A 13,147-nucleotide genomic window follows, 5' to 3' on the forward strand; every position below is an offset into this window, starting at 1 on the left:
TAAAAGAATCCCACTGGAGTTCCTTTTTGATGGAATACCATTGGGATTCTTTTCTGCTTTCATTTCGTAAACATTAGGATGGTGATTAAATTTATTAGTATATCATTTAAACCATTAAGGGATTTATATTTGGAACGACCCTTTACTTTCAAAGAAAAACCCAAAAATGTTAACTACATTTTCCCACTTATCATTTATTCAAAACTGGCTTCCAAAGCGATAGGGCAAAAATCCAATTTGTGTCACCATTGCCTTGATAATCTTGAACTGCTTCATACACTTTTCCCTCATGTACTACTCTATCACCTTTTGTATATGCTTTTCTTGCATCCCATTTTTCATATGTGGAATCCTCTGACTTTGTTATTACATTTAATACATCAATTCTACTAGATTCATTTCCAGCTAAATCAACCGCCGTCACTACATATTTATACGATGTATTAGCCTTTAACCCTTTATCCATAAAGGATGTATTAGCCGTTGTCCCAATTTTATTCATAACTCCAAAGCTTTCTCTATATACAATATAATGGTCTACACCTACATTATCTTCAGACGGACTCCTCATCAAATCAACAGTGGTCGCTGTTGTACTCATACTATGTAATCCTTTCGGTTGAGTCGGAGCTTCTATATCTGGGATTTCATTTGTTGTCTTAACCTTTAATTCTTCACTTTCTTTTGATATGTTTCCAGCAGAGTCTAACGCCTTTATTGTATAAGTATATTCCGTATTTGCTTTTAGTTTTTTATCAATAAATGTTGTACCTGGTACCGTATCAATTACTTCCCCATTGCGTAACACTTGATATTCCTTTACACCTATATTATCCATAGAAGCTTTCCATGTTAGTGCAACACTATTGGCAGTAACTTTAGACGCGTTTAATTCAGTTGGTTGACTTGGAGCTACTGTATCAGGAGTTTCATTATTTACTAGATTTACATCAATTACATTATAAAACGCATTTGACGTATCTGCTACATCCCATACAGCTAAAATAACATGATAACCATTTCGATCAGTTGGTACATTAATTGTATGTGTTAAATTATTTGATGCGGCCGAACCGTCATGTTTCACAGTTCCAATTGGTTCTAATTCAGCACGTGTTAATGGTTTATTAGGATCCCATCCCTTTTTTGTAATGTAGTAATGCCATTTACTTGTAAGATGTGCAGCTGTATATTTCCATGTAAAGGTATTTGCTCCACCCTTAATCGTATTTTTGAACCAGCGATTTGCTGTTTGTTGGTCAAGAGTTCCTCCAAACAATCCTCCTGCCGAAGCGATTTTCCCATCAATCGGTCCACCATCTGGGAATCCTTTAGGTGCTTCTAAGCTTTGAGCTTCGTACATTATATTTCCACAATTTAAATTTAATGCTCCATAATTCTGACTACATAAAGCAGCACGACTGCTTGGCTTTTCAACAAATCCATGTGCATACGCACTTTGAGGAATCATTGTAATAGCCGTCACCCCTACAGCTAAAATACAGGCACCAATTCCTTTTTTACTTTTTCTTAATCCTTCGAATTTAGATGTTAATTTCAAATTCATTCTTGTCCCCCCAATATATTATTGTTATCGCTAATATAATAGCAATATAGAGATAAACGAACAAATTTCTATTAAATATACTAATATCTCTCATACATTGATACATTTATTATTATTTTTAATCTCATATGTTAATAAAATAAATACAATAACTCTATTTTGTAACATTATGTATTAATAGAGGAATAAAATCCTTACATTATTTCACAAAAAATTCAAATATTAATTTAAATAATTATATTTACCCTCATGCTAAAAAAATACAATTTAAAAGTAAAAAGTCTGGAAGAAGCTGATTAAATCAGTCTCTTCCAGACTTCACATTTCTGCTATACAACATACAAACAAGTCATTTCCAAGGCTAAATTCACACATGTTTTCTAAACCCTAAAAACACAATAAAATACATTATGATATCCAACTGAACTTTATGTACTTTTGAATAGTCATCTTCTAACCTGTGAATTCTTACTGTAAACAAATCATCTAGAGATTGATAATGTAAGGTAAGAAAAAGAGAATTGAAAATCCAATTCTCCCGTAACATTCTATCAATTTATTGTATTGTTTTTACCGAATAAGATACAAGAACAAACAAAAAACTTCAGTTTGCTTGAAATTCATTATAAATATAAACGTTTTTAGGGTGAAACGTTTAAAGGGTACTTTACTGAATTTTTATTACATGTTCCTGTACCTAGTATTTAAATTAACTTATGTCAAACTATTTTACAATACAAGTGTTAAACGTTACATATTTCTATATTTAATAGTACATTTCATCAACATACCTCCCCTAATCTTTATGCTAAATATAGAAAATTAAGCTCGTTAGGGTTTATTTTTGGAATTCTCATCATACCAAATGAATAGATTAGGCACTTAACTGTCACAAATTAATAGTTTATTTTTTTCAACCATGAAAACTTTATTACCACTTCAATATTTACTTTTAAACTAAAACACATCTATAGCTACTTAATAATCCTTTAAATAATCTTTCAAAAGTGTCAATAGTTTTATATTTTGTATTTTTTTATTGTACATTTGTACATTTGTACATTTGATGTTAGGATTATGCCTATTAAAATTGAATCCTAACGATTCTTCTTTATAATTCCTATGTTTTTATTATCAAATAAAAATATAGGTTCTAAAACATGATCAAAATTAGAACAAAATTGTCGTTATTTTATAATGATGTCATGAAATACCTTTAGAATGGAATGATATATGCAACAACGTGTTAAGGGGTACAGGGGGAACAAAAATGAGAGATTTTTTTGATGATAAGTATAAAAATATTGAATTAAAAAGGAGGTTAATCAATTTAATAAGTGAAATTAGCGAATTCAAAGGAAAATTAACTGCTTACCAGGAACAAAATCCTGACATATTTAATAGTTTAGAAAAAACTATACCACTACATTACATAAAAAATTTCACTACTATTCATGAGGATATAAAAGTTCCTAATAAAAGATTAAAAGAGCTTATTTTAGATGATATAGTACCTCAAAACATTTCGGAAGATGCTATTTTTTGTTATTATCAAACACTTTCTTTTGTACATAAAAACTCCTGTACTTTATCAATTAATCCAGCAACTATACAGGAATTACATTTTCAACTAATACATTACCTTACCTCTGACAGTGCCAAATGGCGTGAAAAACCTTTTATTATTCCAGGTATTCCCGAGCATGGAATGCACTTGAATAGTTACCGCATTCTTCCACATGAACTCATTCCACAGTTTATGGAGCAATTATGTGATCAATACAACTCATTAAATACTAGTAAGGGGCTACATTCACTTTTATTAATAGCTCGTTTTATATTAAATTTTTATTGCATAGTCCCTTTCAATCAAGGTAATGGTAGGCTAGCATTTATGTTAATGCAGTTGCTGCTAATTAAGAGTGGACATACATTTGTAAAATATGTATGTTTGGATAAGTATATTAAGAAAAACGAATCTGAATATTACAATTCGATTTATAAATCTTCGGTAAATTGGTACTGTGAGGAACACAATAGTAGCTTTTGGTTAAAAACGTTTTTAACTATTATATTAGAGGCTTACAAAGATTTACATAACACTGTTCTTGATTCTATATGTAAACATACTAAAGTCGAGAGAATTCAGGATTTTATACTTAAACAAAAACAACCCTTTACTAAGGAAAGTATTCGTAACAGATATCCAGACATTGCAGAGAGTACAATTAGTAAGGCTTTAAATTCCTTGCAATTATTTGGCCATATTAAGCTAGTTTCAAAAGGAAGAAACGCAAAATGGACTAAAGTTTGACCATACTTTTTAAAACTCTTACAGTTCATAAATTCAATGGTAACGTTATCAATGTTTTTCATGACTTTAGGTTCAAATTCATTGAATTTCATTTTAATTTTCGGCTATTATTACTTGAATTATTTCTAATTCCTACAAAAAATTTATAGGAAAAGGTACGTTTCCCTTCACCTTTTCCTATAAAAATATTATATATAAACACAGATGAATTGTCGGAAAAAGTCGTATTTTACTATTTTTTCTTTATTTTCTGGTTGTAAACGTTTCATTTTCGTGTTACCATCTTAATCAAACAATAGAGGGTAATAAAAATGAAAGTATTTCTTTCCCTTAGGAACATATAAACGTACGGTAACAACAAGTAAATAAGGCCAAAGAAATATTTGATACCTACCAAAATAACTAATAGGAATTTTGCATCTTTATTTTTCTTTCAATTCAGAAAACAATTTTGTCCCTAAACAAAAATTGTTAGCATGCAAAGTTCAAATACACTAGAACACCCAAATAAACGTAGTGTCCTTTTTAATCGAGCATTAAGGTATGAAAAAACAATTCTCCTACAAAATTCAGCTGATTAACTTAAAGACATCTAAATTACTACCTTAATTATCCTCTATTGTTGACAACATATTTACCAACTATGAAAAAGAGCCTATCAAGGGTTCTTTTTTATTATAATCATTCAAATTTCAATTCTATCTTGATACTTAGATTTCCCCACAAATTACCTCTACTTTTTTGCTCTCAATTATTAATTTCTATTCCCAATTTGTTTGAATTTGTGAATAAAATTCCATCTTATAAAAATAATAAATACAACTAATCGTTATATATTAAAGAGGTGTCAATTTTGTCCTTAAATGAAGAGACCTTAGAAACTAAAACAGATAAAAATATTGAAAAGATCCAAACAAGTAACTTAAAAGAACTTAAAAATACATTAGATAATATCTTTGATATTAGTGCAGATTTAATTGAACACCCTTTGCAATTAAAAACAAATACGAATATTTTACTATATTACTTTGAAGGCCTTACTGATGGTGTTGCTTTAAAAGGCAATGTTGTTACACCATTATTACAAGAAGTAAATGAAGACAGTCAAATATTTAATTCTAATATTATCGCTACTCATACCAAAATAGTATATACATGGAATGAAATTAAAGAAGGATTACTTGAAGGTCAATGTGTACTATTTATGGAAGGAGAAAATCGTTCACTTCTAATAAATACAAAAGGCTGGGCAGAGAGAGCGATTCAAGAACCAATTTCAGAAGTTACTATTAAAGGATCGCATGATGGATTTATTGAGAATGCCACGAAAAATATAGGCTTAATTCGTCGATATCTTCCTTCTGCAGAGTTAAAAATCAAAAAGCTGACGATTGGAGAACGAGCAACTTCTTTTGTTTATTTAATTTATTTAGGTGACGTTGCGAATGCAGATGTAGTTCAAGAAATAGAAAACAGAATCTGTAGAATTAAAACGGATGCGGTATTAAGCATTGGTGAACTATCTAATTTTACAAAGGATCAAAATTGGTCTCCTTTTCCACAGGCTTATTTAAGCGAACGCCCAGATGCTATTTCAAATCATATACTTGATGGGAAAGTAGCAGTGTTAATGGATAGATCCCCTGGCGCAATGATTGTTCCAATGAATTTAATTGGATTCTTTCAAACTCCGGATGATTATAATATTCATTGGCTCGTTGCATCATTTTTTCGCTTATTACGATTTGCAGGATTTATTATAGCTATTTTTTTACCAGCATTTTATATAGCTATAGTCTCTTTTCACTTTGAAATCATTCCTATAGATTTATACACTTCTATTGCAACATCAAGAGTCAAAGTCCCTTTCTCTCCCTTATTGGAAGCTTTTATAATGGAAATCACGCTAGAAATGCTACGTGAAGCTGGTATTCGCTTACCACAACCAATTGGACAAACTATTGGAATTGTTGGAGGGATTGTAATTGGACAGGCGGCTGTTCAAGCAGGTCTTGTGAGTAACGTTATGGTTATTATCGTCTCTATTACAGCCATTGCTTCATTTATTGTTTCTAATTATGATTTATCAAGTTCTATACGCCTTATTCGTTTTCCAATGATGTTATTGGCTTACTTTTATGGGATTGTAGGTATTGTTAGTGGATTAATGCTCTTATTTGCTCATTTTGTTTCACTAACTTCCTATGGTTCACCATACGGATTGCCAATCGCACCATTTCGGCTTCATGAATTAAAAGATTCTTTTATAAGATTTCCTATTTCTATGCTTACCAGCCGCTCGAGTACAGGTCAGCCGAAACAAAGAAGGAAAAAAGAAGGTGGTTCACATGGGGAATCTTAAGTTCCAAAACTTAACTTTGTTCGAATTTATTATTTTCATTCATTCACTACAACTTGCATCTGGTATGTTAATTATGCCAAGCCCACTTGCTACTACGGCTGGTACAGATGGCTGGATTTCGATCATTCTTGGATGGATAGCTACTTCTATAATCGGCGTATTTATTATATTAATGTTACAAAAAAATCCTAACAAAAATTTTTCACAAATCTTAAAAACTTACTTTGGTAAATGGATAGGGACAATTCTTTTTCTTTTATATGCCTTTTATTTATTTTTTGCTGGCTTTAATACTTTATTAAAGGCAACTGATATTGTAAAAGTGTGGATATTCCCTTCCACTCCTGCTTATCAAATCACCATATTATTACTATTACCTTTTATTATTTTAGCTCTGAGTGGGTTAAGGGCTCTTACTAGTTATTCTATGCTTGTTTTCTTCTTCACTACTTGGATGCCACTATTTCTTCTTTTTTCACTAAAGAGTAACTACAACCCTTTACACCTACTACCTATTTTTAAAGAGGGATTATATCCTATTTTAAAGGCAACAAAAGAAACTATTACTCCTTATGCTGGCTTAGAAATTGCATATTATATATATCCGTTCTTACAAAAAAAACAAAAGGCCATAAAAGGACTACTAATAGCTAATACTGGAACCATGATTTTCTATCTATATGTGACTATTCTTTCTTATATATACTTTAGCCCCGAGGGGATAAAAGATGTAATTTGGCCCGTATTTCATTTGTTACAAGGGGTTCGTTTTTCTTTCATGGAACGATTAGAAATTATTTATATCGCTTACTATTTAATTGTATTCTCCACTACTTTATATCCGTATTTATTTTTCAGTTTTGAATCTATGACCATATCACTTCAAAAAAACGCCCGAAATTGGGCGCTGCTTGCTTTTATTTTATTTATAGTTAGCCTATTTATTTTCGTAAATCCCGATGTGGATCAATATTTGTTTATATATTCTCTTATGGATATCTTAAATGTCCTTTTCTTTATTCTATTCCCAATCTTATTTTTCGCTTACAGTATTCTTTTTACTTGGGTTACTAGGAGGAAACAACTTTGATTCGAAAATGGATATGGATTGTACTATGTTGTGTATATATAATTGGTTGTAGTCAGAGAATTCCTCTTGAGAAGGTTTCTTTAATCCTGTTAATTGGCTTGGATAGAACCCCTAATGGAGACATAAAAGTTGGAACAAGCATACCACTCTTTCATCATAAACAGCAAAAAAGTACTATAGAACATTGGACACAAGCATCAACTGTATATACTGGATTCAGTAAGATAGATACGAAGTTAACGGGCTATTTGACAGCTTCCAAAGCTGAAATCATTTTAATTGGAAAAAAATTAGCGCGAGAAACAAATTGGTTGCAGGAACTTGATTCTTCTTATCGTGATCCTTACGCTACCATTAATGCTAAAGTAGTACTTGTAGATGGACATGCAGAAGAAATTTTTAAAATTCATAAGCTTAGTAAACCATCACTATCATCTTATATAAATGGTGTAATCGAATCCTCCATTCAAAATAACCAATCCGTCTCTTCTACAATTCAACAATTAATGAGAGAACAAAATGAAGAAGGAATGACGCAAACTGTTCCAATTATCAAAAAAACAAATAATGAAATCGACACAGTAGGAATTGCATTTTTAAATCGCCGAGGGAAATATTTAACTCATCTCCCTAAAAAAGATGTTAAATTTTTCAATCTTATAAATAAGCCAAAGAGTAACGGCCGAATGATACTACACCTTGCGCTTCCTTCTAAAAAATCCAACAAAAAAACAAACACTTCTATTTTCGTACAGAATGCGACAAGGAAGGTAGATGTTACTTTTCAAAATGGAAAGTTTGTATTTAATCTCGATATTAATGCCAATGTAGCTTTAGTAGAAAAAACCAATTCGAATTTAATTAAGGGGTACTATGATAATAAAAAAAATATATATAATTTAAAAAGTGCTATTCAAAAAGAAATTAATAATAATTTACAAAATATATTAAATGAAATACAGCAGAATAAAATTGATCCAATCGGATTATCCCTATATGCTAGAGCTTTTCAATATAAAGAATGGAAAAAAGTAAAAGGAAATTGGTCGCAAGCGATAGCAGAGGCTAAAATAAATGTAAAGACACACGTCAAAATAAAAGATACTGGGACCATTAGAAATTAGTACAGCATTTAATGGCATTTCTTAGTAGAATTTCCCCTCGTCAATAATTATTCTGTAAAAGATGCTAACTCAAAGAAAAATCTACTGGTTAAATGCTAGAATCAATAGATTTTTCTTTTTTATCTAAGGTTTCTTTTAAAAGAACAACAATTTACTACCGTAATCAAGGACAGGTTTCTAATTTAGGTTACTGGAAAATATATAACCTAGTGCAATATCCCTATCAGAGTTTATTTCAATAGCAACTTCATGATATAACATCAAAGATAAAATTCCTTAACTTAGAAATTTTGATTTTTTAAGTTTGTACGAATGTCTTAGTTTTATGTACTTCGATATATAGGCCCACATCAGTATATTATTGCATCATATAATGAACAGATAATTTAAATTATTTTTATAAAAAGGATGATGCGGATGAACCTAGAAGATATACAAAAATCCTATGGTCTAATTGTAAGTTTAGGAGGATTGTGTCAAGTTACCAACCAAATCAAAAGACACCATTTAAGAACATTTTCTGGACCTTTAGATTGGTTTTATTATCCATCACTTTCAGATGTAAACAGATTACTTCAAAATCGATTTGAAAAATTTATGAACTTGGAAAATATGGTCATAGAAGGTTCAGAAAGTTACGGCCTTATTGAATCAGAATTTGATAATCAAACTAAATGGGCAGAACGAATTACCTACTGTATAAAGGACACTTATTATAATTGTTTTTCAATGCATGACTTTCCTATTAACTCAGATGAGAATTGGAAAGTTACCTATCCTTCTTTTAAAGCTAAACTAGACACTAAAATTAATCGATTCCTTAAGAAAATAACTAATAGCGAATCAATTTTATTCATTAGAATTTGGGGAAATCGAGATGAAGCAGTTGAATTACAAAACGTATTATCGGAAATTACAAATAAAGATTTTAATATTCTTATTGTTAATTTTAAGGAAGGTATATCTAGTATTGTTGAACAAAATTGGGGCATACCGGGGGTTTGTTCAATTGAACTCCCACGTTATCAGGATAGATGGGAAGGTGATGATTCCGATTGGGATTATATTTTAAATAAAATAACATTAACTTATTAATTTTATTTTTACTTTTAACATGATTTTGTCTGTAAATTAAAATAGATGTAGCGAAATAAAATTCCCATCTAATTGATACACACTTAATTCATAAACTGTTCATATAATAATTTGTAAGTCCTTCTTTATAGGATCAATAGTTCTTTACAAAATTAATTCCATCACTAGAGCACCTTTATACGGTGCTCTTTTTTAAATTTTTAGAATGTAAAATGTAATATTTGTTCCCTTTTCCTTTAAATAGCTAATTCCCTTCGTTATTCCCCTGTAAATTTCTTTGAAAGCATTTATACAATCGGTATATTCTGCTTACGTAGTATGTTCACGACTGCCTACTTCCATGCTTTATCTTATTTTCAGTATAATTTTGTCTTCTTAGATTTTTCTTTATAAGCTTCTTCAATTCCCCTGATTCCCCTCCCATTCTTTTATCTTACGAACAAACAATTTCTTTCATTAGTATTAAATAAAACTAAAGCATGAACTTTTAATATAACCTAATTTACATACAATTGATGATAAACTACAGTGCGTATTCTCCACATTTAATCAGCATTTGAATTATAAATCTAACATATATTTTTTAGTTGATTGTCATTATGGTACAACCGTGTATACATTTATCAAACAAACTACATAGCTTAAATTAGTAAAATATATAGAGAGGAAGGAAATAGATCTATGAAAGTCATAATTTTGTGTGGCGGAAAAGGGCTTCGGATGCAAGGAATTTTAGAGGACATTCCCAAACCATTAGTTCGAGTTCAAGGAAAGCCTCTCCTCTTGCATATAATGAATTGGTATAGAAAATATGGACATTCTGATTTCATTTTGCCCTTAGGATATAAAGGGGAGAAAATTAAAGAATATTTTATGGACTTTAGCTGGAAAGAAAATGACTTTAGTTTGAATTTTAAAACCAGTCAATATACGCTACTTCAGGAATTAGAAAATTGGAATATACACTTTATTGATACAGGAATTGATACAATGACCGGGGCAAGACTAAAAAAACTTGAACCCTTTGTACAGGGTGAAACCTTTTTATTAACTTATGGCGATGGATTAGCCAATATAGATATTGATAAACTAATAGCATTCCATAAAGAAAAAGGAAAAATTGCTACATTAACTGGAATTAAAAAGAATAGTCAATATGGCCTATTAGCAGTCGAAAATGGCATTGCTATTGATTTTAAAGAAAAACCATTACTTGATGAAGTAATTAACGGTGGTTTTTTTGTATTTAACAAAGAAATATTCGATTATTTAAGTAACAGTGATGATTGTGTTTTAGAAGAAGCTCCTCTCCGAAATTTAATAAAAGATAATGAGCTCGCAGTCTATGAACACAATGATTTTTGGGCTAGTGTCGATACTCCTAAAGATATAAAGACTGTAGATGAAAGTTGGAATCCTAATAAAATTTAGTGGAGAGGACTGAATAAACATTGAGCTTTAATGATAAAAAAATAAGTTTACCTCGATTGTATATCCCCTCTAATGAGAAAATAGTTAACCCGCTTTCCAAAAGAATTAAAACTTCAAATCTCTCCCCCAAAAATACTCAAAAAAAAATTAACCCTCAATTCTATAATCAACAACATAATTTAAATAATCATTTCTGTGTCATTGTAGGTAGTGAATATGTCTTGAAAATCATTGCCTTACAGCAATCATTAATGCAGTACTCGGAAAACTTCACATTGTGGATTTGTTGTATAGATCCTTTTGCATATTCATTATTAAAAGAAATGAATCTAATTAACGTAAACCTTTTACAAGTTGAAGAATTAGAAGATAGTGAACTAAAAGCAATTAAGAGAAAAAGAAAAGTAAATGAATATTGTTGGACTTTAAAATCTGTCTTGATAGAATATTTATTGGTAAATTATGATTTATCATCTATTCTATATTGTGATGGTGATTTATGCTTTTTCTCTGATCCTAATATTATTTTTGAAGAGTGGGGTGAACATTCTATTTTCCTTACTCCCCAAAGAGATCGTGATTGGGTAGAAAAAATGTACGGAAAGTATCAGGCTGGTCTAATTGGATTTAAGAATGATCTCTATGGACTAAAAAGTGTAAGATGGTGGAAAAATAAATGTATAGATTGGTGCAGTGCCGAGCCTGAGGAGGGAAAGTTTGGCGACCAAAAGTATTTAGATTATATCCCTATCTATTTTCCAAAAGTAAAAATTTCAAATAACTTAGGTATAAATACTGCGCCTTGGAACTGTATATATAATAACGATTACAAAATTGACAAGACTAAAAACGATATATTTATTGAAAACGATAAACTAGTTGTTTACCATTTTGCATGTATTACTATCTTTACTGAAAATGATTTTGACCTTTGGTCTTTGGGAGAAATTTCAATACCAAACAATATATTAAACCATATTTACACTCCTTATTTAGAGAGAATTCAATTTGTTTTAAAGCAATTAAAAGAAAAACTCAATAAAAATACGAAACAATTTTTAAGTAAAAAAGATATAAATGAAGCCCAAACCTTATATAAAGATTCACAATTAAGAAGAAAAATGAATCAATCGAATCATTTTATGAACTTTTCTATGATTATAAGTAAAGAACGATTAATTCAAGGATTGACCTCTTATTATTCCTTAGAAAATCTCAACGCTAAATTTACTGTATGGATCTGTTGTATGGATGATTTGACTTATCAAATATTGAAAAAATTAAAATTAAAGCACGCCATACTCATTCCGGTAAAAGATATTGAAAATCATGAACTACTCAATATAAAAAATGAGAGGAATTTACAAGAATATTGTTGGACATTAAAAGCACCTCTTTGTCTACATGTCCTTAGTCTTTATCCCGAAGTTGATCACATCATATATTGTGATGCTGATATGTATTTCTTTACAACACCTAATATCATTCTTGATGAATGGTGGAAATACTCTGTATTCCTTTGTCCTCAAAGAAGTTCGACTGAAATTGAAAACATACACGGTATATACCAAGCTGGTTTAGTAGGATTTAAAAACGATCAAAATAGTAAAGAAATTTTAACATGGTGGAAAGATAAATGCCTAGAATATTGCAAAAATCATTATGATGTTGAAATGAATAGATGGGGTGACCAAAAATATTTAAATTACATTCCTAACATTTTTGCTAATATAAAAATCATGACTCACAAAGGTATTGATGCAGCACCTTGGAATGTTATTCTAAATAGCAGTTCTATATCAAAAACAGATAACAAAGTTCTTATTGATCAAGATGAATTAATAGCTTTTCATTTTGGAAGTATGCAGATTATTAATCCAAATGAGTTCGACTTATGGAAACATGAAACTTTAGATTTACCTCCAGCAATTTTAGATCATATATACATCCCTTATATTGAACACTTGAACAAGACATACCATATCCTTCAAAACACTTTACAAATATCCCCATCCCCTTTATTTGCTGACCAAATTGATACAACTACAATAAAAAATTATTTTAAATACTCCTCCCCTCATCACAGCTAAGACTGATATTCTCCTTATGTTAATATAAGTGAATTTATTCCATTAACTAAAAATACATCTTAATAAAGGATAGA

8 protein-coding genes are annotated in these 13,147 nt (G+C 30.1%); 7 read left to right on the forward strand and 1 reads right to left on the reverse strand.

Features of this window, described 5'->3' with window-relative positions:
* Window positions 1–190: 190 nt before the first annotated feature.
* Window positions 191–1,567: a lytic polysaccharide monooxygenase gene (locus DN390_RS17265; RefSeq protein WP_147807921.1), complete on the reverse strand. Its 1,377-nt coding sequence runs from the start codon at window positions 1,565–1,567 to the stop codon at window positions 191–193.
* A 1,270-nt stretch (window positions 1,568–2,837) separates the two neighbouring features.
* Here DN390_RS17265 and DN390_RS17270 point away from each other — a divergent pair.
* The 7 genes from DN390_RS17270 to DN390_RS17300 all read left to right on the forward strand — a co-directional run bounded on the left by DN390_RS17270 (window position 2,838) and on the right by DN390_RS17300 (window position 13,073).
* The gene (locus DN390_RS17270; RefSeq protein ID WP_147807922.1) at window positions 2,838–3,881 is read left to right on the forward strand and encodes a Fic family protein; all 1,044 of its coding nucleotides are present in this window, start codon (window positions 2,838–2,840) and stop codon (window positions 3,879–3,881) included.
* Between the two features lie 853 nt (window positions 3,882–4,734).
* Window positions 4,735–6,243: a spore germination protein gene (locus tag DN390_RS17275; protein ID WP_097844994.1), complete on the forward strand. Its 1,509-nt coding sequence runs from the start codon at window positions 4,735–4,737 to the stop codon at window positions 6,241–6,243.
* Entirely contained in the window at window positions 6,230–7,333 is a 1,104-nt protein-coding gene (locus tag DN390_RS17280; protein ID WP_097844995.1) for a GerAB/ArcD/ProY family transporter, read from the forward strand. The genes DN390_RS17275 and DN390_RS17280 overlap by 14 nt, the downstream gene beginning before the upstream one ends.
* On the forward strand, window positions 7,330–8,457 hold the full coding sequence (locus DN390_RS17285; RefSeq protein WP_097844996.1) for a Ger(x)C family spore germination protein: 1,128 nt from the start codon (window positions 7,330–7,332) through the stop codon (window positions 8,455–8,457). The genes DN390_RS17280 and DN390_RS17285 overlap by 4 nt, the downstream gene beginning before the upstream one ends.
* 417 nt (window positions 8,458–8,874) lie before the next feature.
* Window positions 8,875–9,552, forward strand: a complete 678-nt coding sequence (locus DN390_RS17290) for a papain-like cysteine peptidase (protein WP_097844997.1) — start codon at window positions 8,875–8,877, stop codon at window positions 9,550–9,552.
* A gap of 681 nt (window positions 9,553–10,233) precedes the next feature.
* Window positions 10,234–10,983, forward strand: a complete 750-nt coding sequence (locus DN390_RS17295; RefSeq protein ID WP_147807923.1) for a sugar phosphate nucleotidyltransferase — start codon at window positions 10,234–10,236, stop codon at window positions 10,981–10,983.
* Window positions 10,984–11,003: 20 nt separating this feature from the next.
* Complete coding sequence (locus tag DN390_RS17300) at window positions 11,004–13,073, forward strand: glycosyl transferase (protein ID WP_147807924.1); 2,070 nt, start codon at window positions 11,004–11,006, stop codon at window positions 13,071–13,073.
* The last annotated feature ends 74 nt before the right edge of the window (window positions 13,074–13,147 follow it).

The sequence above is a fragment of the Bacillus sp. SH7-1 genome, assembly GCF_008042405.1.
GTDB lineage: Bacteria > Bacillota > Bacilli > Bacillales > Bacillaceae_G > Bacillus_A > Bacillus_A thuringiensis_N.

Coding starts and splice junctions, on each gene's coding strand:
- DN390_RS17265 (WP_147807921.1), bottom strand. CDS start 1,567: ATGAATTTGAAATTAACATCTAAATTCGAAGGATTAAGAAAAAGTAAA.
- DN390_RS17270 (WP_147807922.1), top strand. CDS start 2,838: ATGAGAGATTTTTTTGATGATAAGTATAAAAATATTGAATTAAAAAGG.
- DN390_RS17280 (WP_097844995.1), top strand. CDS start 6,230: ATGGGGAATCTTAAGTTCCAAAACTTAACTTTGTTCGAATTTATTATT.
- DN390_RS17290 (WP_097844997.1), top strand. CDS start 8,875: ATGAACCTAGAAGATATACAAAAATCCTATGGTCTAATTGTAAGTTTA.
- DN390_RS17295 (WP_147807923.1), top strand. CDS start 10,234: ATGAAAGTCATAATTTTGTGTGGCGGAAAAGGGCTTCGGATGCAAGGA.